General features: G+C 72.5%; 16 protein-coding genes and 1 riboswitch. Of the genes, 7 read left to right on the top strand and 9 right to left on the bottom strand.

Annotated features, from left to right (window positions below; genetic code table 11):
• Window positions 1-6: 6 nt before the first annotated feature.
• A complete protein-coding gene (modA, locus tag ACZ6C6_RS15355) occupies window positions 7-780 on the bottom strand; it encodes a molybdate ABC transporter substrate-binding protein (protein WP_469202923.1) in 774 nt (257 codons plus the stop codon).
• Between the two features lie 176 nt (window positions 781-956).
• Between modA and cbiE the strand changes: the two genes are divergently transcribed.
• Together cbiE and cobM are read left to right on the top strand one after the other, a co-directional pair.
• Window positions 957-2,210 (top strand): precorrin-6y C5,15-methyltransferase (decarboxylating) subunit CbiE, encoded by a 1,254-nt coding sequence (gene cbiE / locus ACZ6C6_RS15350; protein WP_469202921.1) that lies wholly within the window; start codon window positions 957-959, stop codon window positions 2,208-2,210.
• Window positions 2,207-2,956 (top strand): precorrin-4 C(11)-methyltransferase, encoded by a 750-nt coding sequence (gene cobM / locus ACZ6C6_RS15345; protein ID WP_469202919.1) that lies wholly within the window; start codon window positions 2,207-2,209, stop codon window positions 2,954-2,956. The genes cbiE and cobM overlap by 4 nt, the downstream gene beginning before the upstream one ends.
• A 24-nt stretch (window positions 2,957-2,980) precedes the next feature.
• Here cobM and ACZ6C6_RS15340 read toward each other — a convergent pair whose 3' ends face one another.
• Window positions 2,981-4,096, bottom strand: a complete 1,116-nt coding sequence (locus tag ACZ6C6_RS15340; RefSeq protein WP_469202917.1) for a cobalt-precorrin-5B (C(1))-methyltransferase — start codon at window positions 4,094-4,096, stop codon at window positions 2,981-2,983.
• Between the two features lie 11 nt (window positions 4,097-4,107).
• Between ACZ6C6_RS15340 and ACZ6C6_RS15335 the strand changes: the two genes are divergently transcribed.
• The gene (locus ACZ6C6_RS15335) at window positions 4,108-4,866 is read left to right on the top strand and encodes a cobalt-precorrin-6A reductase (RefSeq protein WP_469202915.1); all 759 of its coding nucleotides are present in this window, start codon (window positions 4,108-4,110) and stop codon (window positions 4,864-4,866) included.
• On the opposite strand, the gene ACZ6C6_RS15330 is transcribed toward ACZ6C6_RS15335, so the two are convergent.
• Genes ACZ6C6_RS15330 through cobG form a run of 3 tightly spaced genes read right to left on the bottom strand, consistent with a single transcriptional unit; the run spans window position 4,851 to window position 8,399 of the window.
• Window positions 4,851-6,383 (bottom strand): precorrin-2 C(20)-methyltransferase, encoded by a 1,533-nt coding sequence (locus tag ACZ6C6_RS15330; protein WP_469202913.1) that lies wholly within the window; start codon window positions 6,381-6,383, stop codon window positions 4,851-4,853. The two genes, ACZ6C6_RS15335 and ACZ6C6_RS15330, sit on opposite strands and share 16 nt — an antisense overlap.
• Window positions 6,380-7,006, bottom strand: coding sequence for a precorrin-8X methylmutase (locus ACZ6C6_RS15325; protein ID WP_143623089.1), 627 nt, complete (start codon window positions 7,004-7,006; stop codon window positions 6,380-6,382). The genes ACZ6C6_RS15330 and ACZ6C6_RS15325 overlap by 4 nt, the downstream gene beginning before the upstream one ends.
• A 55-nt stretch (window positions 7,007-7,061) precedes the next feature.
• Window positions 7,062-8,399 (bottom strand): precorrin-3B synthase, encoded by a 1,338-nt coding sequence (cobG, locus tag ACZ6C6_RS15320; RefSeq protein WP_469202911.1) that lies wholly within the window; start codon window positions 8,397-8,399, stop codon window positions 7,062-7,064.
• 116 nt (window positions 8,400-8,515) lie between these two features.
• A riboswitch (cobalamin riboswitch) is annotated at window positions 8,516-8,616 on the top strand.
• Between the two features lie 84 nt (window positions 8,617-8,700).
• Here cobG and cobN point away from each other — a divergent pair.
• Window positions 8,701-12,390: a cobaltochelatase subunit CobN gene (gene cobN / locus ACZ6C6_RS15315; protein ID WP_469202909.1), complete on the top strand. Its 3,690-nt coding sequence runs from the start codon at window positions 8,701-8,703 to the stop codon at window positions 12,388-12,390.
• 3 nt (window positions 12,391-12,393) lie between these two features.
• Here cobN and ACZ6C6_RS15310 read toward each other — a convergent pair whose 3' ends face one another.
• The 3 genes from ACZ6C6_RS15310 to ACZ6C6_RS15300 form a co-directional block, all read right to left on the bottom strand.
• Window positions 12,394-13,089, bottom strand: a complete 696-nt coding sequence (locus ACZ6C6_RS15310; RefSeq protein WP_469202907.1) for a L,D-transpeptidase — start codon at window positions 13,087-13,089, stop codon at window positions 12,394-12,396.
• A gap of 100 nt (window positions 13,090-13,189) precedes the next feature.
• Window positions 13,190-15,349 carry a choice-of-anchor A family protein gene (locus tag ACZ6C6_RS15305; RefSeq protein WP_469202905.1) on the bottom strand — a complete coding sequence of 720 codons (2,160 nt, stop codon included), beginning with the start codon at window positions 15,347-15,349 and terminating at the stop codon, window positions 13,190-13,192.
• 104 nt (window positions 15,350-15,453) lie between these two features.
• A complete protein-coding gene (locus ACZ6C6_RS15300; RefSeq protein WP_469202903.1) occupies window positions 15,454-16,689 on the bottom strand; it encodes a ThuA domain-containing protein in 1,236 nt (411 codons plus the stop codon).
• A gap of 353 nt (window positions 16,690-17,042) precedes the next feature.
• On the opposite strand from ACZ6C6_RS15300, the gene ACZ6C6_RS15295 reads away from it, so the two are divergent.
• Both ACZ6C6_RS15295 and ACZ6C6_RS15290 read left to right on the top strand, forming a co-directional pair.
• Window positions 17,043-19,226 carry an RICIN domain-containing protein gene (locus tag ACZ6C6_RS15295; protein WP_469202901.1) on the top strand — a complete coding sequence of 728 codons (2,184 nt, stop codon included), beginning with the start codon at window positions 17,043-17,045 and terminating at the stop codon, window positions 19,224-19,226.
• Window positions 19,227-19,242: 16 nt separating this feature from the next.
• Complete coding sequence (locus tag ACZ6C6_RS15290) at window positions 19,243-20,634, top strand: ricin-type beta-trefoil lectin domain protein (RefSeq protein WP_469202899.1); 1,392 nt, start codon at window positions 19,243-19,245, stop codon at window positions 20,632-20,634.
• Window positions 20,635-20,665: 31 nt separating this feature from the next.
• Here ACZ6C6_RS15290 and ACZ6C6_RS15285 read toward each other — a convergent pair whose 3' ends face one another.
• A complete protein-coding gene (locus tag ACZ6C6_RS15285; RefSeq protein ID WP_469202897.1) occupies window positions 20,666-21,628 on the bottom strand; it encodes an AraC-like ligand-binding domain-containing protein in 963 nt (320 codons plus the stop codon).
• Window positions 21,629-21,808: 180 nt separating this feature from the next.
• Here ACZ6C6_RS15285 and ACZ6C6_RS15280 point away from each other — a divergent pair, with 180 nt between their 5' ends.
• Window positions 21,809-22,255 carry a peptidoglycan-binding domain-containing protein gene (locus tag ACZ6C6_RS15280; protein WP_469202895.1) on the top strand — a complete coding sequence of 149 codons (447 nt, stop codon included), beginning with the start codon at window positions 21,809-21,811 and terminating at the stop codon, window positions 22,253-22,255.

The raw sequence follows: 22,255 nt of genomic DNA, 5'->3' as shown, positions 1-22,255 counted from the left end.
TCCACGCTACGGCTGCTGGAAGCCCGCACCGGTCAGGATCTTCCGTGCCTCGGGCGAGGACAGCCACTTTACGAACGCCTCGGCCGCCGCGCCGTGCTCGCTGCTCTTCAGCGTCGCCGCCGGGTACGAGGCGACCGCGTTCTGCTCGTCCGGGATGCCGACCGAGTCGACCTTGCCCGCGGCGGCGGAGACGTCGGTCCGGTAGACGAGCCCGGCGTCCGCCTCGCCGAGCTCCACCTTGCTGAGCACCGCGCGCACGTTGGGCTCCTGCGAGACCGGCTTCACGGTGATCTTCTGGGCGTCCAGGATCTGCTTGCTGTACCGGCCCACCGGCACCTCGGGCGCGGCGAGGACCACCTTCAGCCCGGTGTCGGCCAGGTCCTTGAGGTTCTCCACCTTCTCCGGGTTGCCCTTGCCCGTGGCGATGACAAGACGGTTCTTCGCGATGACCGTGGGCGTGCCGGTGTCCGACTTCAGCCCGTCCATCGTCTTCGTGTCGGCGGTGACCAGCGCGTCGGCGGGGGCGCCCTGCTTCACCTGAGCGGCGAGCTCCTGCGACCCGGCGAAGGAGAACGTCACCTTCGTCCCCGGATGCCCCTTCTCGTACGCCGCCCCCGCCTCCTTGAACACATCGGTGAGGGAGGCGGCGGCGAGGACGGTGAGGCCGGCGGCCGTGTCCTCCGTGGTGTCGTCGTCCCCGCCGCAGGCGGTGAGGGGCATGAGCAGCGCCACGACGACGAGGGACGCGGCGGCGCGCCGCTGAGTGGAAGCAGAAGTCATGGAGAGCAGCATGTGCCAAAGAGTATGGGTGATCACATCGCATTTACAGCTTTCCATGGGAAAACACATGGCAGGTGCGGCACGGCCTGGAGGAAGCTCCCAGCCGCCTCCGGGCCGTCCGTGACCGGCCAGTAGAGTGCGGATGCGCGCCAGCCCCCGAGACCGAGGTACCGTCCGTGACCCCCGAGCACCCCCGCCCGCCCGCAGTCACCGTGGCCGGGATCGGCGCCGACGGATGGGCCGGGCTCACCGGACCGGCACGCGCGGCCCTGACCGGGGCCCAGGTCCTCATCGGCGCCGAACGGCAACTCGGCCTCCTGCCACCGGAGTGCGCGGGCGTCCGCGTCCCCTGGCCCTCGCCCCTGCGCCCCGCCGTCCCCGGCCTGCTCGCCGCGCACGAGGGCAGCCGCATCGCCGTCCTGGCCAGCGGCGATCCCATGTTCTACGGAATCGGCCGGGCCCTCACCGAAGTCCTGGGCGCCGACCGGCTGCACGTCCTGCCGCACCCCTCGTCCGTCTCCTACGCCTGCGCCCGCATCGGCTGGCCGCTGGAGGACACCGAGGTCGTCACCCTCGTCGGACGCCCCGCCGCCGGGCTCGCCGCCGCCCTCCACGAAGGACGCCGGATCCTCGTCCTCAGCGCCGACGCCACCACCCCGGCCACGGTCGCCGCACTGCTCCGCGACCACGGCTTCGGGCCCAGCCGCTTGCGGGTCCTGGAACAGCTCGGCGGTGAGGACGAGGCGTGCGCCGAGGGCACGGCGGACACCTGGGACCACCCGGCCGGGGACCCGCTCAACATCGTCGCCGTGGAGTGCCGGACCGCGCCGGGGGCGCTGCGCCTCGGCGCCGTACCGGGCCTGCCGGACGAGGCGTACGCGCACGACGGGCAACTGACGAAGCGCCATGTCCGGGCCGTCACGCTGGGCGTGCTCGCCCCCGCCCCCGGTGAACTCCTCTGGGACATCGGCGGCGGCTCCGGCTCCATCGCCATCGAGTGGATGCGCGTCCACCGCTCCTGCCGGGCGGTCACCGTCGAGCGCGACCCCGCCCGCGCGGCGCGCATCGCGGCCAACGCCGACCGGCTCGGCGTGCCCGGCCTCCGCGTCGTCACCGGCCGCGCACCCGACTGCCTGGACCGACTGCCCGCACCGGACGCCGTGTTCATCGGCGGCGGCCTCACCGCGCCCGGCCTCCTCGACACCTGCCTCGACGCGCTCCCGCCCGGCGGCCGGCTGGTCGCCAACACGGTCACCCTGGAGTCCGAGGCGCTGCTCGCCGCCCGGCACAAGGCGCACGGCGGCGAGTTGACACGCCTCGCCGTCTCGCACGCCGTGCCCGTCGGCACGTTCACCGGCTGGCGGCAGGCCATGCCCGTCACCCAGTGGTCCGTACGCAAGGCCACGCAACTCCCTGGAGACGACAGATGACCGTGTACTTCATCGGCGCGGGCCCCGGCGCCGCCGACCTGATCACGGTGCGCGGCGCACGCACGCTCGCCGCCTGCCAGGTGTGCCTGTACGCGGGCAGCCTGGTGCCCCGCGAACTCCTGGCCGAGTGCCCGGACGACGCCCGCCTGGTGGACACCGCGCAGCTCGACATCGACGCGATCACCGCCGAGCTCGTCGCCGCGCACCGGGCCGGCCACGACGTGGCGCGGCTGCACTCCGGCGACCCCTCGGTGTTCAGCGCCGTCAACGAGCAGATGCGGCGCCTGGACGAGGCGGGTGTGCCGTACGAAGTGGTCCCGGGCGTGCCCGCGTTCGCCGCCGCCGCGGCGGCCCTCAAGCGCGAGCTGACCGTGCCGACCGTGGGCCAGACCGTCATCCTGACCCGGATCGCCCAGCGGGCCACCGCCATGCCCGAGGGCGAGGACCTGGCGACGCTCGGCCGCAGCGGCGCCCTGATCGTCCTGCACCTCGCGGCCCGTTACGTGGACCGCGTCGTCGAGGAGCTGCTGCCGCACTACGGGGCCGACTGCCCGGCCGCCGTCGTCGCGATGGCCTCACGCCCCGACGAGCTCGTCCTGCGCGGCACCCTGGACGACATCGCCGAGCAGGTGAAGGCCGCGGGCGTCATCCGCACCGCCGTGATCTTGGTCGGCCGCACCCTGGGCGCCGAGCAGTTCCACGACAGCCACCTCTACTCGCCCGCCCGCGACCGCCACACCTGCTGACCGGGCCGGTCCCGCCCGGGCGGGTCAGCGGACGGAGCTGCGCCCCACCACGGTGCCCGCCCGGTCGACGCAGATCACGTCCACGGCCACCGGCGCGCCCCGCAGCACCGACAGCGCCTCGTCCCGGGCGGCCACCGCCACCAGATCGCCCAGCGGCACCCCGTGCGCCTGGCACAGCTGGAGTGCGGCGAGGCCGGTGTTGGCGACGGCGATCCGGGCGGCCAGGGCCTCGTCGGCGCCGCCCCGCCGGGCCAGCTCCGCCAGGTGCGCCTTGTCGACCTGGGAGCGCCCCGAGTGGAGGTCCAGATGGCCGGCGGCGAGCTTCGACAGCTTGGCGAACCCGCCGCAGATGGTGAGCCGGTCCACGGGATGACGGCGTACGTATTTGAGGACCGCGCCCGCGAAGTCGCCCATGTCCAGCAGCGCGATCTCCGGCAGCCCGTACTCGGCGACCACCGTCCGCTCCGAGGTGGACCCCGTGCACCCGGCGACATGGGTGTGCCCGGCCGCCCGCGCCACGTCCACGCCGCGCCGGATCGAGTCGATCCACGCCGAGCAGGAGTACGGCACCACGATCCCGGTCGTGCCGAGGATCGACAGGCCGCCCAGGATGCCCAGGCGCGGGTTCCAGGTGGAGCGCGCGATCTCCTCGCCGTGGTCCACGCCGATCGTCACCTCGACGTCCCCGGACCCGCCGTGCGCCGCCGCGACCCGCGCGATGTGGTCCCGGATCATCTGCCGCGGCACCGGGTTGACCGCCGGTTCGCCGACGTCCAGCGGCAGCCCCGGCAGCGTCACCGTGCCGACGCCGGGGCCCGCCCGGAACACCACGCCCGAGCCCGGCGGGAGCGCCCGCACGCTCACCCGCACCAGGGCCCCGTGCGTCACATCGGGGTCGTCGCCCGCGTCCTTGACCACGCCCGCCGTCGCCCGCCCGTCGGCCAGCTCCTCCACGGCCAGCGCGAACGCCGGGGTCTCGCCCTTGGGCAGGGTGATGGTCACCGGGTCCGGGAAGTCCCCGCTCAGCAACGCCGTGTACGCGGCCGTCGCGGCGGCCGTCGCGCAGGCACCGGTCGTCCAGCCGGGCCGCAGACCGGTGTGCTTGAGTTGGGCGCCGCGCCCGCCTTTCGCCTCACTCATGGATGGTCCCTGTGCACGTACTGATTCTGGGCGGGACGACGGAGGCCCGCCGCCTAGCCGAGCTGCTGGTGGCCTCGCTGCCCGCCGGGAGCAGGGTCACCAGCTCGCTCGCGGGCCGGGTGGCCCGGCCGAAGCTGCCGCCGGGGGAGGTCCGGACCGGGGGCTTCGGCGGGGCCGACGGGCTCGCGGACTGGCTCCGCTCGCACCGGGTGCACGCGCTCATCGACGCCACCCATCCTTTCGCCGGGACGATCACCTTCAACGCGGCCGCCGCGGCCGCCGCCGCCCATGTTCCCCTGCTGATGCTGCGCCGCCCCGGCTGGGTGGCCGGTCCCGGCGACGACTGGCACCCGGTCGGCTCCCTCGCCGAGGCGGCCGACGCGCTGCCCGCACTGGGGCGGCGCGTCTTCCTCACCACCGGGCGGATGGGGCTCGCCGCCTTCGCGGGCCTGGACGAGCTGTGGTTCCTGATGCGGTCCGTGGACGCCCCGGAACAGCCGTACCCGGCCCGGATGGAGACTCTGCTCGACCGGGGCCCCTTCACGCTGGAGGGCGAGCGGGAGCTGATCCACCGGCACCGGATCGATGTCCTCGTCACCAAGGACAGCGGCGGCGCGGCGACCGCACCCAAGCTGACCGCCGCCCGTGAGGCCGGCCTCCCCGTGGTCGTGGTCCGCCGGCCACCGGTCCCCGGGGGAGGCGCGGTGGCCGGCACCCCGGAAGAGGCCCTGCCCTGGCTGCACCGGCTGACGGATCAGTCCTCCGGGTAGCGGCGCGGCGTCCACACGATCTGCGTGCCGTCGCCCCGCCGCCCCCACCGGGTCTGCGACGACCCGACGATCAGGATCGTCCGCATGTCCACCTCGGCCGGATCGAGGTCGGCCAGGCGCACCGTCCGTACGCTCTCGGACGGCCCGCCGACGTCCCGGCCGAGGACCACGGGCGTGTCCGGCGAGCGGTGTTCGAGGAGCAGGTCCCGCGCCTTGCCGACCTGCCAGGTCCGGCTCCGCGAACCGGGGTTGTACAGGGCGAGCACCAGGTCCGCCGAGGCGGCGGCGGACAGCCGGCGCGCGATGACCTCCCACGGCTTGAGCCGGTCCGAAAGCGAGATCGTCGCGTAGTCGTGGCCCAGCGGCGCGCCCGCCCGGGCCGCCGCCGCGTTGGCCGCCGTCACCCCGGGCAGCACCCGCACCGGCACGTCCGCGTACTCCTCCTGCGACGCGGCTTCGAGCACGGCCGTCGCCATCGCGAAGACCCCCGGGTCCCCGCCGGACACCACGGCGACCCGACGTCCGCGCCGGGCCAGGTCGAGCGCGAACTCCGCCCGCTCCGACTCCACCTTGTTGTCCGAGCCGTGCCGTATCTGCCCTGGCCGGACCGGCACCCGGTCCAGGTACGTCGTGTAGCCGACCAGGTCGTCGGCGGCGGCCAGCGCCCCGCGCGTCTCGGGCGTCAGCCACAGCGGACCGGCCGGACCCGTGCCGACGACGGCCACCTCTCCGTCGCCCGGGGCGCGTTCCGGGCGCGCGTCGATCCGGCTCGGCAGGACGGCGACCGCGAAGTACGGCACCGAACCGGCGTCCGTATCCGCGAGCTCGCCCAGCCGCTCACCGGCCATGGTGGCGCGCTCGACGTAGCGGGCCTCGGGCAGCCGGCCCGACGCCTCGAACGCGCGGCGCACGGCGGGGAAGGTGCGGCCCAGCTTCATCACCACCGCCGCGTCGGTCGCGGCCAGCCTGGCGGTCAGCTCCTCCTCCGGCAGGGTGCCGGGCAGGATCGTCAGGACCTCCTCGCCCTCCGCGAGCGGGGTGCCGAGCCGGGCGGCGGCCGCGCTGACCGAAGTCACCCCGGGGATCACCTCGGTCGGAAAGCGGCCGGCCAGCCGCTTGTGCATGTGCATGTAGGAGCCGTAGAACATCGGGTCGCCCTCGGCGAGCACGGCGACCGTGCGCCCCGCGTCCAGGTGCACGGCGAGCCGGGCCGCCGCCTCGGTGTAGAAGTCCTCCATCGCGCCCCGGTAGCCGCCCGGGTGGTCCGTGGTCTCCGTCGTGACGGGGTAGAGCAGGGCCTCCTCGATGTGGTCGGCGCGCAGGTGCTTCGCTGCGATGGACCGGGCGATCGACCGGCCGTGCCGGGCGCTGTGGTAGGCGACGACGTCCGCCTCCGCGATGACCTCCACGGCGCGCAGGGTCATCAGGGCCGGGTCGCCGGGGCCGAGCCCGACCCCGTACAGCCGTCCCGTCCGCCGCTCGTCCGGCCGTCCCGTCTGCTGCTCGGTCACGGTCACTCTTCCTCGCTGGCGATGGCGTTGAGCGCGGCGGCCGCGATGGCGCTGCCGCCGCGCCGGCCGCGCACGATCAGGTGGTCGAGCCCGGACGGGTGGGCGGCCAGGGCGTCCTTCGACTCGGCGGCCCCGACGAACCCGACCGGGACACCGATGACGGCGGCGGGGCGCGGGGCCCCCTCCTCGATCATCTCCAGCAGCCGGAACAGGGCGGTCGGAGCGTTCCCGACGGCCACGACCGCCCCGTCGAGCCGGTCCCGCCACAGCTCCAGGGCGGCCGCCGAACGCGTGGTGCCCAGCTCCGCGGCGAGCCCCGGCACGGCCGGGTCGGACAGGGTGCACACCACCTCGTTGTCCGCGGGCAGCCGCTTGCGGGTGACCCCGCTGGCGACCATGGCCACGTCGCACAGGATGGGCGCGCCGGCCCGCAGCGCGGCGCGGGCGCGGGCGACCGCGCCGGGCGTGTAGCCGAGGTCGCGTACGAGGTCGACCATCCCGCAGGCGTGGATCATCCGGACCGCGACCTGACTCACGTCCGCGGGCAGCCCAGCGAGGTCCGCCTCCGCCCGGATGGTGGCGAAGGACTGGCGATAGATGGCCGGTCCGTCCTTCTCGTACTCGTACACAGTGGTGTCGCTCTCTTCTCAGGGCGGGGGGTCGGACAGAAAAAGTCTGGGGTGGTCAGGTGCGGGGGATACGGGCCGCCGCCACGGCGTCGGCCAGCGCGACGGGGTCCCCGGCGACGCGGGCCGGAGCCTCGGGCCGTCCGCCGTCCCGTACGACGGACACCAGGTAGCCGCCGTCCGGCCCGGCGACGAGGTCGACCCACGCCCCGCGCGGATGCCCGCACCGGCGTTCGCACCCGGACCAGTGCACGGGCAGGGCGTCCACGGGGGCCGCGCCCGGCAGCGCTGACGCGGCGTCACCTCGCACATCCGCACGGGACTTCGCGCACCCAGGCCGCCCGATGCACGCCCCCACCCCGGACCACGGCGAGCGGTCCCCGGTGACGAGCCCCACGGCCTCCAACGCGTCGAGCGCCTCGGACGTCCGCTCCCGCCGGACACCGGGCACGACGACTCCGCGCCACGGCGTGAGCCGCAGTTCGCCGGAGCCGTGGTCCCGGGCGAGATCCGTCAGCGCCCGCCACTGGACCGCGTCCGCCCGCCCGAGCGGCAGCCCGACGGACAGCGCGTCCGTGTCCCCGGACCCCGCCACCACACCGAGCACCGGGGGAGCGCCGTCAGGCACCGGTACGGTCCCGAGGGCGACGGGCCGCCCGGCCGCACCCCACCTCCGTACCACCGCGTCGAACAGGGGCCCGGCGCCCCCGGGCAGCTCGGCCACCCGCCACGCGCCGGAACCGGCCGCCATGGACAGGAACACCGTCGCCGCGAGCAGCGCGGCGCCCGGCGCCTCGTCCACCGGAATCAGGGCCACCGCGTCCAGCGCCCCGATCCGCAGCTCCGCGTCCCCGTCCGCCCGCGCCCGCAGCGTCACATCCGCGCCCAGCGCGTCCACGTCACCGCGGCCGTCGTCCAGCGCGAACAGGAACCGGCCCGACAGACCGGCCGCCTCGTCGCTCGCGCACACCAGGGCGTCCAGTGCGGTCAGCCACGGGCGGACGTCCCGCTCGCCGCGGCCGTCGAGCCCGGACAGCGGGGAGGCCACCACATTGCGGACCCGCTCATGCCGCTCGGAGGGCAAAAGTCCCATTTCGTACATCCGGGAGGTCAGTTCGCCCCCGCACTCCGCACTCAGTCCCCGCAGCTGCACATTGCCGCGCGAAGTGAGATACAGCTCACCATCGCCCAGGCGTCCGGCCAACTCCCGGAGCCCGTCCGCCTGGTCCGCGCCGAGCACACCACCGGGCACCCGGACCCGCGCCAACGCCCCGTCGTCCGCCCGGTGCAGCCGCAGCGCACCGGGGCAGGCGTCGCCGCGCGACCGGAAACGGGCGTCGTCGGGCTGGGCGAAATGGGGGGCTGGGGGAGGCATGGCGGCGAGCATACCGACCATCTCGTCCGATCCGTATGACCCGTCTTCCGATCCGCATGACCCGTCGGGCACCCCGGCCCGTACTATGCCTGCGGGGCCCGTCTTCGCGGACGGACCCCGGCGGGCCTCCGGGTCCGTCGTCGCCACAGACGGCGACAGGGGAGGAAGCCCGGTGCGATTCCGGCGCGGTCCCGCCACTGTGAGCCCGGCCCCACCAGGCCGGGCGAGTCAGGAACTCCCTTCCCCGCACGTTCGGCAGGTCCGAGCAGGGGAACTCGACACCGCCCGGGGCGTGGACACCCCGAGGAAGGCCAGACGCCGCATGATCCTGCTCCTGTCGACGTCCGACACCGACCTGCTGAGCGCCCGCGCCTCCGACGGACCCGTCCGCTACCGGTACGCGAACCCCTCCCGCCTCCCGCTCCAGGACCTGCCCGCTCTCCTGGACGGCACCGACCTCGTCGTCGTGCGCCTCCTCGGCGGAGTCCGCGCCTGGCAGGACGGCCTCGACCAGCTCCTCGCGACCGGCCGCCCCGTCGTCGTCCTCACCGGCGAACAGGCCCCGGACGCCCAGCTGATGGCCGCCTCCACCGTGCCCATCGGGATCGCCGCCGAGGCCCACGCCTACCTCGCGCACGGCGGCCCCGCCAACCTGGATCAGCTCGCCCGCTTCCTCTCCGACACCGTCCTGCTCACCGGCCACGGCTTCGAACCGCCCGCCGCCGCACCCTCCTGGGGCCCTCTGGAACGCACACCCCGGGAGACGCCGGACGGCGCCCCCACGGTGGCCGTGCTCTACTACCGCGCCCACCACATGAGCGGCAACACCGCCTTCATCGAGACGCTGTGCCGGGCCGTCGAGGCCGAGGACGCGAAGGCCCTCCCGCTGTACGTCGCCTCCCTGCGCGCCCCCGAGCCCGAGCTGATCGAGACCCTGCGCGACGCCGACGCGATCGTCACCACGGTCCTCGCGGCGGGCGGCACCCGGCCCGCCGAGGCGTCGGCCGGCGGCGACGACGAGTCCTGGGACGCGGGCGCGCTCACCGCGCTCGACGTGCCGATCCTCCAGGCGCTCTGCCTCACCGGCTCCCGTACCGACTGGGAGGGCAACGACGAGGGCGTGTCGCCGCTGGACGCCGCCAGCCAGATCGCCGTGCCCGAGTTCGACGGCCGCCTGATCACCGTCCCGTTCTCCTTCAAGGAGATCGACGAGGACGGCCTCCCCGCCTACGTCGCCGACGACGAACGCGCCGCGCGCGTCGCCGGGATCGCCGTCCGCCACGCCCGCCTGCGCCACATCCCGAACGCCGACAAGCGCGTCGCGCTCGTCCTGTCCGCGTACCCGACCAAGCACTCCCGCATCGGCAACGCCGTCGGACTCGACACCCCGGCCAGCGCGGTCGCCCTGCTGCGCCGACTGCGCGAGGAGGGCTACGACTTCGGTACGGAGGAGGTCCCCGGCCTCGCCTCCGGCGACGGCGACGAGCTGATCTACGCCCTCATCGAGGCGGGCGGCCACGACCAGGCATGGCTCACCGAGGAACAGCTCGCCCGCAACCCGGTCCGCATCCCCGCCGCCGACTACCGCCGCTGGTACGCCACGCTGCCCGCCGAACTCCGCGAGGCCGTCGAGGAGCACTGGGGCCCGCCGCCCGGCGAGATGTTCGTGGACCGCTCCCGCAACCCGGAGGGCGACATCGTGCTCGCCGCCCTGCGCCGGGGCAACCTGCTCATCCTCATCCAGCCCCCGCGCGGTTTCGGCGAGAACCCGATCGCGATCTACCACGACCCGGACCTGCCGCCCTCCCACCACTACCTGGCCGCCTACCGCTGGATCGCCGCCCGCGCCGACGACAACGGCTTCGGCGCCGACGCGATGATCCACCTCGGCAAGCACGGCAACCTGGAATGGCTGCCCGGCAAGAACGCGGGCCTGTCCGCCGCCTGCGGCCCGGACGCGGCCCTCGGCGACCTCCCGCTGATCTACCCGTTCCTCGTCAACGACCCGGGCGAGGGCACCCAGGCCAAGCGCCGGGCGCACGCCACGCTCGTGGACCACCTGGTGCCCCCGATGGCCCGGGCCGACAGCTACGGGGACATCGCCCGCCTCGAACAACTCCTGGACGAGCACGCCCAGATCGCCGCCATGGACCCGGCCAAGCTGCCGGCCATCCGCGCCCAGATCTGGACCCTGATCCAGGCCGCGAAGCTCGACCACGACCTGGGACTCGAAGGACGCCCGGAGGACGAGGGCTTCGACGACTTCATCATGCATCTCGACGGCTGGCTCTGCGAGATCAAGGACGTCCAGATCCGCGACGGCCTCCACGTCCTCGGCAACGCGCCGACGGGCACCGCCCGGGTCAACCTGATCCTGGCCATCCTCCGCGCCCGCCAGATCTGGGGCGGCACGACGTCCCTGCCGGGCCTGCGCGAGGCGTTGGGCCTGGACGAGTCGTCGGCGACCCGCACGGACGCGGACGCGGTGGAGGAACGGGCGCGGGCCCTGGTCCAGGCGATGGAGGACGCGAACTGGGAGCCGTCGGCCCTTCAAGCCTCTGCGGCAGGCGATCAGCCCGATCAAGCCCCTGCGGCGATCGAGCAGCGGGGTCCGGGGCAGAGCCCCGAGCAGACGACCCGCACACTGCCCCACGACCTCAGCCCGGACGTGGCGGCAATCCTCGACTTCGCCGCCCGGGAGGTCGCCCCCCGCCTGGCCAGGACCACGGACGAACTGGACCACTGCGTCCACGCCCTCAACGGGCGCTTCGTCCCCGCAGGACCTTCCGGTTCACCCCTCCGGGGGCTCGTCAACGTGCTCCCCACCGGCCGGAACTTCTACTCGGTCGACCCCAAGGCCGTCCCCTCCCGCCTCGCGTGGGAGACCGGCCAGGCCCTCGCCGACTCGCTCCTGGAGCGCTACCGCACGGACAACGGCGACTGGCCGGATTCCGTCGGCCTCTCCCTCTGGGGCACGAGCGCCATGCGCACCGCGGGCGACGACGTCGCGGAGGCCTTCGCCCTGCTCGGCGTGCGCCCGGTCTGGGACGACGCCTCGCGCCGCGTCACCGGCCTCGAACCGATCCCCGCGGCCGAGCTCGGCCGCCCCCGCATCGACGTCACCCTCCGCATCAGCGGCTTCTTCCGCGACGCGTTCCCGCACACCATCGGCCTGCTGGACGACGCCGTGCGGCTGGCCGCATCCCTGGACGAACCGGCCGAGCTCAACCACGTACGGGCGCACACCCAGGCCGACCTGGCCGAGCACGGGGACGAGCGGCGCGCCACCACCCGTATCTTCGGCTCGCGCCCCGGCACCTACGGAGCTGGGCTGCTCCAGCTCATCGACTCCCGCGACTGGCGCACCGACGCCGACCTCGCCGAGGTCTACACGACCTGGGGCGGCTACGCCTACGGCCGCGACCTGGACGGCTGCCCGGCGCGCGAGGAGATGGAGACCGCGTACAAGCGCATCGCGGTCGCGGCGAAGAACACCGACACCCGCGAGCACGACATCGCGGACTCCGACGACTACTTCCAGTACCACGGGGGGATGGTCGCCACCGTCCGCGCGCTGAAGGGGACCGCCCCGGAGGCGTACATCGGGGACTCGACGCGCCCCGAGACGGTCCGCACCCGCACGCTGACCGAGGAGACCTCCCGCGTCTTCCGCGCCCGCGTCGTCAACCCCAAGTGGATCGAGGCGATGCGCCGCCACGGCTACAAGGGCGCCTTCGAGCTGGCCGCCACCGTGGACTACCTCTTCGGCTACGACGCCACGACGGGCGTGGTCGCGGACTGGATGTACGACAAGCTGACCGAGACCTACGTTCTGGACCCGGCCAACCGCGCCTTCCTCGAACAGGCCAACCCGTGGGCCCTGCACGGCATCGCGGAACGCCTCCTGGAGGCCGAGTCGCGCGGCATGTGGGCCGAGCCCGACCCGGCGGTCCTCGAAGCGCTGCGCAAGGTCTTCCTGGAAACGGAAGGAAACCTGGAGGGCGAGGAGTAAGCCTCAGCCGGCGGTCCCGGGCTTCACACCCCAGACGTACACGACGTCGTCGAGCGCGAGCAGATCCCACAGCTTCGCCGCGTCGTCCACGGTGAGGTTGACGCAGCCCGCCGAGCCGCCGCCGTCGTACAGGTCGCCCGGGTGTCCGTGCAGCGCCTGACCGCCGTCGAAGAACTGCGAGTACGGCATGGGGGCGTCGTCGTAGAGGTCGGAGACGTGGTCGCGGTCGCGCCAGTAGATGGTGTGCCGGCCCGGCCGCGTCTCCTCGGCGTCGCGGCCCGTACGGATGGCCACCGGCCCGAAGACGACCTTCTTGCCCTTCTGCACCCACAGCAGCTGGCGGTCCATGTCGACGCAGGTCACCCGGCCGCTCTCGACGGGGCAGTTCCCGGCGGCGTTCGGATCCGGCGTGGCTTCGACCACGAGCATCGCGCGGTACGTACCGAGGTCGGCGAACCCGTCGGGGTGCGGGCGGCCCCGCTCGGTCTGGAAGGACCGGATCGCCCGGCAGTCGGCGTCGGACTGACGGCCGTCCACGGGCAGCCCGAGGTGGGCCTCCAGCTGCCGCTGGTACGGCCCGGCCGGCGCGGTGCACGCGGCGTCGCGGCCGGGGGACGCGGCCGAGGGGGCCGCGGTGCAGAGCAGCGCCGTGGTCGCCGCGGCGACGGCGGCACCGATGAGGCGGTGGGAACGGGACACGGCCGGACCTCCTGCGGGATCAACGGGAACGGTGTGCTGCCGAGCCAATCAGCGAGAACGCCCGGCCGCCCACGCGTGGGCGGCCGGGCGGGTGACCGTGTCAGCCGCGAGCGGCCTTGTGCGTGTCGTCCTTGCAGTCCTTGCCCTTGCAGGGCTCACCGCGGTGGTTGGCCAGCTCCACGGTGACGCCCTCCTCGCTGTTCTCCTCCGTCACCTCGTACGGACCCGAGACGGGGTTCGCCGGAAGGACGTAGCCCTCCGGGACGGCGATCTCGCGGAGGTAGTACTCCCCGAGCGGCAGGTCGTCGAAGGTGCACTGCCCGTCCTGGTCGGTGGAGCAGCCCGCGTCGGCGAGGGTGTCGGGGTTCGTCCCGTCCGTCTGCAGGCCGGGCACGTCGTTGGTCTCGCGCCACAGCTCGAAGACGGCCCCGGGCAGCGGCTCCCCGTTCTTCGCGTCCGTCTTGTCCAGCGTCAGCGAACCGGTCACCGGCGGGACGGGCTCCTTGGTGTTGACGGCTTCGGTCCGGACACCCTGGTCGGCGTTGTCCTCGGTGAGGACGAGGGGCCCGAAGACGTTGGGGTCGGGCAGGTCGTAGCCGTCGGGGGCCGCGGTCTCGCGCCAGTAGTAGGTGCCGGGGACCGTCGTCGCGGTGCAGATGCCGCTGGCCGGGGTGGTGCAGTCCGAGACGTGGGTGTCGGGGTTGATGCCGATCGTCTGGAGGCCCGGGGTGTTGTTGGTCTCGCGCCAGAGCTCGAAGTCGGCTCCGGCGAGCGGGTCCCCGGTTTCGGCGTCGGTCTTCTGTACGCGGACTTCACCGGTCACCGGTGGGACGGGTGTCTGGCTGTTGACGGCTTCGGTCCGGACACCCTGGTCGGCGTTGTCCTCGGTGAGGACGAGGGGTCCGAAGACGTTGGGGTCGGGCAGGTCGTAGCCCTCGGGGGCCGCGGTCTCGCGCCAGTAGTACGTACCCACGGTCGTGGTGTCGGAGCAGATGCCGTTGGCCGGGGTGGTGCAGTCCGAGACGTGGGTGTCCGGGTCGGCGCCGTCCGTCTGGAGACCCGGGACGTCGTTGGTCTCGCGCCAGAGCTCGAAGTCGGCTCCGGCGAGCGGGTCACCGGTCTCGGCGTCGGTCTTCAGCACGCTCACCGCGCCCGTCACCGGCTGCGGACCACCGCACTCCGGGAGGTCCCCGTCGAACGGGTACGCGTGGAACTCCACCCCGGCGTTCTCGCTGGTGTGGGTGAGCGAGCCGGTCGTGAAGAACCTGCCGTTCATGCCGGGCAGGCTCACGGTGGTCATGGACGCCTGCTCGCCCACCAGCACGCTGCCCTGGAGCTGCCCGGACCCCTCGAAGGACGCCGTGGTGGCGTCGGGCAGGTTCCACAGCAGCCGCTCGCGGTACTGGCCCAGCGTGTCGCTGCCGCTGGTGGTGTTGATGACGCGGTTCTCCCCGATCACGTTGACCAGGACCGTCGCGTCGTCGGGGATGCTCGCGAACTCGATGGACTGGCTGCCGTTGGGGGAGTCCGGGTTGACGAGGTCGAAGTCGACGTTGAACACCTGGAGGCTGGACGTACCGTCGCCGGTGAACAGTGTCCGGTAGCCCTCGTTGACCGCGGTCCCGGTGGGCGTCCGGGTCTCGCCGTCCGGCCGCGCGTAGCACTGGCTGGCCGCCGTCAGCTCGTCGCGCAGGCCCACGTACGGGGCCGTCGCGTCGTCGTCCTGGACGGTCGTCCCGGTGACGTTCCCGGTCAGTGTGCCCGCGTAGCGCACGGTGCCCAGCTCGTCGACGAGGCCGCCCGTCGTGTCCAGGGTCTGCCCGGCGGCGACGGTCACGTCGCCGCCGGCGGCCAGGAAGTCCGACTCGCGGGGCGGCGCGACGCGCGACCCCACCCCGACGATCCCGAGGTTGTACAGCGAGCTCCCCGCCGTGTCCTTGTTCTGGTCGAAGTCGTCGAGCACGACGACCCGGCCCTCGGCCTCCGCCGCACGCCCCCGGACGAGGAAGTCGTCACCCACGAAGATGTTGATCCCGTCGTCCCGGCCGGCGATCGGCCCGTTGTTGACGTCGGGGAACGGGTCGGGGCAGTCGCCCGGCACGCACGGGCCGAGCCCGCCGGGCAGGGGGGCGGCGGCGGCCGGGGTCACGCCCAGGCCGAAGGTGAAGGCGGGGACGACGGCCGCCAGGACGGCACAGGCGGCACCCGTGGTGCGGGCGCGCGAGCGCAGCGCGGTCAGGCGTTTGGGCATGGGTTTCATGGCGGCATCCTGGGCGGCCCGCACCCCGGCCCCGCGCGCGCGACACGAACCGTTGCGCCGGGCGGCGGGGCCGGGCCACCCGGATGGAGGGGGCGGGTGCCCGGTCAGGCCGGGAGGGTCCAGAGCTGGTTGTCGCTGCCGTAGCAGGTCCAGAGCTGGAGCCGCGTGCCGTTGGCCGAGCTGGGCCCGGTCGCGTCCAGGCACTTCCCGGACACGGGGTTCACCAGCTCGCCGGTGCTCCGGTGCTGCCAGACCTGCGCCCCGGAGCCGTTGCAGTCGTAGAGCTGCACCTTCGTGCCGTTCGCCGTCCCGGCCGCGGCGACGTCCAGGCACTTGCCGAGCGCCCGCAGGGTGCCGTCGGCGGCGGTCGTCCACCGCTGGGCTTCGGTGCCGTTGCAGTCGTAGAGCTGGACCGCCGTGCCGTTGGCGGAGCTCGCGCCCGCCACGTCGACGCACTTGCCGCCGTATCCGGTGATCCGGCCGGTGGCGCCGTCGGGCGGGGTGACCGGGCCGCCGTCCTGCCCGGCGGCCCAGGCGATCTCCTGGAGCAGGAGCTGATTCTGCCGGTCGCTCGCGAACGTGGAGGAGAGAGCGGTGCCGGTCGCGTAGTCCATCGCGTTGTGGCCGAAGTTGTTGTAGACCATCCGGTAGTCGCGGTTCGACCACACGATCGGGTAATCCCCGCTGTACCAGGTCTGGTTGGGGTCGGTTCCGATGGGGAACGCCGAGGGCGCCATGGAGGCGAGGACGTCGATCGCGGGATTCTTCCGCAGGTCGTTCTGCCAGCTGTACCACTCGCTGACCGACGAGGTGATGGTGGCCGGGAACCCCGCCGTCACCGGGTGCCCGGGGTCGTCCACGCGCAGCGTCTCCTGCGTGGGACCCCAGGTGTTGGAGCGGAACGTGCCGGTGCCCAGGAAGGTGTTGTGGTACCAGGGCCAGTCGCTGGTGTCGGTGTTGAAGGCGGAGACGTGGAAGCCGACGAACCCGCCGCCGTTCTGCACGTACGACTGGAAGGCGGAGCGCTGTGAGGCGGTGTGCGGGTAGTTGTCGAGGAACATCACGACCTGGTAGCCGGCCAGTTCGGCGCTGTTGAGCCGGTTCCAGTCGGTGGTGGCGGTGTACGTGAATCCATGGGCGGCGCCCTGCTGGGCGAACCAGGTGTTGGCCTCGTGGTCGAAGCTGATGTGCGCCGCGTCGTATGTGCCGTCGTAGAAGGCCAGCACCCGGAACGTACCGGCGGCGGGGGCGGAATGGGCCGGGGCGGCTTGCAGGCCGAGCACGAGGGCGGCGAGGGCGAGGAGCCGGAGCAGGAGGGCGGTGCCGTGTCTGACGCGCATGGGGGACTCCAGGAGTGGGCGAAGGAGCGCAGCGGCCGAGCAGACCGGAGTCTGCGCGTGTACACGACAGCCCGTCAAGGTTTCTGTCAGGAAACCTTCCTGGCAGAAAAACGCGTACAACTCGAACACCGCAGGTCGGCGCGGCTGACCTGCGACTTCAGAAGGCGTACGACGGTCCTGCGGTTTCGCGGAATCGCGGCGCGAGTGCCTACAGAAGGTGAAATACCGGCCAGTGCAAGGGGGTTGACGGGCGGTCGGAGACGCCTCTAGCTTCACGGCTTGAAATAAGGCGCCGGCCGAGCTCCTGTCATGCACCTGCCGCAACATCCCTCCCCGCCACAGGAAGGCCCCCCATGCCTCGTTCACCCCATCGCCGCAGACGGCGAACCGCCCCCCTGGCCATGGCGCTGTCCGCCTCGCTGGCCGCCGGGGCCCTGGTCGCCCTGGGCTCGGGGACCGCCGGCGCCGCGACACCCGGCGCCCTGACCAACACCGGCAACGGCAAGTGCCTCGACGTCACCGACGGCTCGACCGCCGACGGCACGCCCGCGCAGATGTGGACGTGCTACCCCGGCAGCCAGAACCAGAGCTGGACCCTGAACAGCGACGGCTCGCTGACCGCGAAGGGCAAGTGCCTGGACCTGGCCGCGAACGGCACGGCCAACGGCACCGCCGTACACCTCTGGACCTGCTACGGGAGCGTCGCCACCCAGAAGTGGCGGCTGACCTCCGCCGGTGACCTGGTCAACACCGCCGCGGACAAGTGCCTGGACATCAAGGACAACAGCAACGCGGACGGCGCCCGCCTCCAGGTCTGGGACTGCGCGGGCACCGGCAACCAGAAGTGGAGCTTCTCCGGCGCGGTGGACCCGACCGACCCCACGGACCCGCCCACCGGCGACAACCCGGACCTCGGGCCGAACACGGTGATCTTCGACCCGTCGATGTCCGCCTCGTCCATCCAGTCGAAGCTGAACAGCATCTTCAGCCAGCAGCAGTCCAACCAGTTCGGCTCCCAGCGCTACGCGGTCCTGTTCAAGCCGGGCACGTACAGCGCGGACGTCAACGTCGGCTTCTACACCCAGGTCGCCGGCCTCGGCCTCTCCCCGGACGCGGTGAACATCAACGGCGCCGTCCACGCCGAGGCCGACTGGTTCCAGGGCAACGCCACCCAGAACTTCTGGCGCGACGCCGAGAACCTTTCCGTCACGCCCAACGGCGGCAGTGACCGCTGGGCCGTCTCGCAGGCGGCCCCGTACCGCCGCATGCACGTGCGCGGGAACCTCAAGCTGGACGACGGCGGCTGGTCCAGCGGCGGCTTCATCTCCGACTCGCAGATCGACGGGCAGATCCAGTCGGGCAGCCAGCAGCAGTTCCTGACCAAGAACACCCGGATGGGGTCCTGGTCCGGCTCCAACTGGAACATGGTCTTCGTCGGCGACCAGGGCGCCCCCGCCCAGTCCTTCCCGACCTACACCACCGTCGCCTCCGCCCCGGTCAACCGCGAGAAGCCCTTCCTGTACGTGGACGACGCGGGCACCTGGAAGGTGTTCGTCCCCGCCGCCCAGACCAACGCATCGGCCACCACCTGGAGCGGCAAGACCCAGGCGGGCTCCTCGCTCCCGCTGGACGACTTCTACATCGCCAGGCCCGGCGCGAGCGCGGCCGACATGAACGCCGCCCTGGCCGCGGGCAAGAACCTCCTCGTCACCCCGGGCGTCTACCACCTCAACCAGACGCTCGACGTCACCCGCCCCGACACCGTCGTCCTCGGCATGGGCCTCGCCACGCTCATCCCGGACAACGGCATCACCGCGCTGACCACCGCCGACGTGGACGGCATCAAGATCGCGGGCGTCCTGGTCGACGCCGGTACGACCAACTCCCAGACCCTGATGCGGATCGGGCCCGACGGATCATCGGCGAACCACGCCGCCAACCCCGTCACGCTCAACGACGTGTTCTTCCGTATCGGCGGCGCGACCGTCGGCAAGGCCACCCAGTCGCTGGTCGTCAACACCAACAACACGATCATCGACCACACCTGGATCTGGCGCGCCGACCACGGCAACGGCGGCACGGTCGGCTGGACCACCAACACCGCCGACACCGGGCTCGTCGTCAACGGCCAGAACGTCACCGCGTACGGGCTGTTCGTGGAGCACTACCAGAAGACGCAGGTCATCTGGAACGGCAACGGCGGGCGCACGTATTTCTTCCAGAACGAGCTGCCGTACGACCCGCCCGACCAGAGCGCCTGGAAGAACGGGACCACCAACGGCTACCCCGCGTACAAGGTCGGCGCGTCCGTGACGAGCCACGAAGCCTGGGGCCTCGGCAGCTACGCGTACTTCAACGTCAATCCGTCGGTGGTCGAGGACCACTCCTTCGAGGTGCCCCAGACCTCCGGCGTGAAGTTCCACGACATGGTGACCGTCGTCCTCGGCGGCGCCGGAACGATCAGCCACATCATCAACAGCACCGGGGCGGCGGTCACGCCCAGCAGCAACGTCGCGTACCTCACCACCTACCCGTAGACCGGAGGGACCTCCCATGCCCAGATCCCGCAGCAGATGGCTCACCGCTCTGCTCGGCGTCGTGCCCCTGGCCGCCGCCGGCCTGGTCGCCACGGCCGCAGCCCCCGCCTCCGCCGCCGCCAACCCCGGCCCCGGCTTCCCCGCGCACTACGCGGCTCCGTACGCGGAGATGTGGAACAGCCCGTCCAGCCTGATGAACGCGTACAACGCGACCGGCAACAAGTACTACACGCTGGCCTTCATCGTCAGCCAGGGCACCTGCAACGCCACCATCAACGGCGACACCCCGGTCACCGACTCCGGCTGGAACAACGCCATCAACAGCCTCCGGGCGGTGGGCGGCGACGTGATCGCGTCCTTCGGCGGCGCGAGCGGCAGCGAACTCGCATCCTGCGGCACGGTCTCCGCGATGCAGGCCCAGTACAAGAAGGTCATCGACCAGTTCAACCTGACCCGCATCGACCTGGACATCGAGGGCAGCACCCTCGACAACACCGCCGCCAACGACCGCCGCAACCAGGCGCTGGCCAACCTCCAGAAGGACTACGCCGCCCAAGGCCGGAAGCTGGACGTCGACTTCACCCTCCCGGTCAGCCCGAGCGGCCTCGAATCCAACGGCATCGCGCTCCTGAAGAACGCCAAGAGCCACGACCTGAACGTCAACCTGGTCAACATCATGACCATGGACTACGGCCCCGCCATGGACATGGGCCAGGCCGCGATCAGCGCCGCGAACGGCCTGCACGGCCAGCTCGGCCAGATCTGGACCGACAAGTCCTCCGCCGAGCTGTGGGCGATGGAGGGCAACTGCCCGATGATCGGAATCAACGACACCGCCGCAGAGGTCTTCACCGTCCAGGACGCCCAGGAACTCGAAGCCTTCGCCGCGAGCAAGGGCATCCAGGAGCTCACCTTCTGGTCCCTCGGCCGCGACAACCAGGGTCAGAGCGGCACCCCGCAGAGCACCTGGCAGTTCACCAACACCTTCAAGGCCATCACGGGCGGCGGCGGCCCCGTCGACCCACCGGCCGGCACCACCGCCATCAAGGGCTACGGCGGCAAGTGCGTCGACGTCGCGGGCGCCAGCAGCGCCAACGGCACCAAGGTCGACCTCTACACCTGCAACGGCACGTCGGCCCAGCAGTGGACCCGTGACGGCACCACCTTCCGCGCGCTGGGCAAGTGCCTCGACGTCACGGCGGCCGGCACCGCCAACGGCACGAAGGTCCAGCTCTACGACTGCAACGGCACCGCCGCCCAGTCCTGGACGGCCGGCGCCAACGGCAGCCTGGTCAACGCCGGTTCGGGCAAGTGCCTGGACGTCACGGACTGGAGCACCACGGACGGCAACCAGCTCCAGATCTGGACGTGCGGCGGCACGGCGAACCAGTCCTGGACCCTGGCGTAGCACCTGAGGCCCCGGCCCGGCGGGATCGGACTCACCCGCAGCGGTGATGCCGATCCCGCCAGGCCCGGGGCGACATCCCGTACGCGTCCTTGAAGACCTTGCTGAAATGGGCGGCGTTCACGAAGCCCCAGCGCCGCCCGATCGCCGCCACGGTCCGCGCCCGCCCGGCCGCCCCGGCCAGCTCCCGCTTGCACGCCTCCAGCCGCCGGGCCCGTATCCAGTCCCCGAGGCCGATCCCCGCCCGGGACAGCACGGTGTACAGATGCCGTACGGAGATGCCGTGCGCGGCCGCGATCCGCGCCGCCGAGAGGTCGGGCTCGGCCAGGTGCTCCCGCATGTAGTGCGTGATCCGCAGGGCGAGCGTCGCCTCCATCGGCTCCTTCGCCGTCGCGGCGTCCGCGCGCCGGGAGACGAGGACGGCGCGCAGCAGCTCCACGCTGGGCGCCAGCACGGCCTCGGCGCGGTCGCTGCGGTGCAGCTCATCGCTCCGGGCGAGCTGCGAGAAGTACGTGTACGCCAGCCGCGCGAGCGGGTCCCCGGCGCCGAACGTGAGCGTGGTGGTGTCCCGGATCAGCCGGTCCGGCAGCGCGAGCGCGGAGAGGGGCAGCCGCAGGAAGTGGTGGTCGACCCCTTCGTCGAAGAGCAGCGTGTACGGGGCGTTCGACCGGAACACCGCGAACTCGCCGGGCCCCACGACGCATTCACGCCCGTTCTGCGTGCCCATGCTGGTGCCCGTCACCTGAAGACTGAGGAAGAGCGAGGGCTCCTCGTCCTTCCGTACCAGCTGCTCGGTCCGCCGCAGCGTCACCGCCGTCGACCGGGCCGATGACACGCGCAACGCTCCGACCGACCGCACGTCCATCCGGGCCCGGATCTCCCCGTCGGGTGCCCGGTGATCGATGTCCACCGGGACGACGGAATCCCACACCGCGTGCCGGATGATCTCCTCGCGGTCCTGCGGCGGTATGTACGCGGTGTCCAACGCCGGACTCATGTGCGCCCCCTCGACATGAACGGTCCGTGAAGAGTGTGGAGTACACGCTCCCACGGTGCAACGGCTGTGACGTGTGGGGGACATGACGCGGACGCACACGGGACAAAGGACTCCGCACGCGCGGCAAAGTCACGCGGCCCCGACGCCCCTAGGGTCCTACCACCGTCAACAGGGGGTCTCATGTCCACAGGGGCGATCAGGAAGATCAGGGCAGCCGGAGTCGTGACAGCGATGGTCACCGGTCTCCTCGGAGGCGTCGCGGTGGCACCGAGCTCCGCAGCGTCGTGGGAGTGCGACCGCGGCATCTGGGAGTCGAGGGGAGGCGGCGACTACATCAAGATTCCCCACGAGTGGGAGCCGATCAAGGTCAACGCGGACTGCTACGTGCACCAGGGCGCTCGCGGCGGTGAGGTCGACGCGATCCAGCGCGCGCTGGTCAAGTGCTACAGCCAGAGCATTTCCATCGACGGGGTCTTCGGTGACAAGACCTTCGCAGCCCTCAAGAGAGCCCAGCGGGCGGCAGGCGTGACCGCCGACGGCAAGTACGGGCCCAAGACCCGCGACGCCCTGAAGTGGCCGCTGTACAACGAGCCGACCGGCAAGCTCAAGGGCTGCACGAGGCGATGA

Source organism: Streptomyces sp. NPDC041814 (assembly GCF_055590565.1).
Note: the sequence above shows the minus strand (reverse complement) of the source record. Positions and strands in the feature narration are given on the sequence as shown.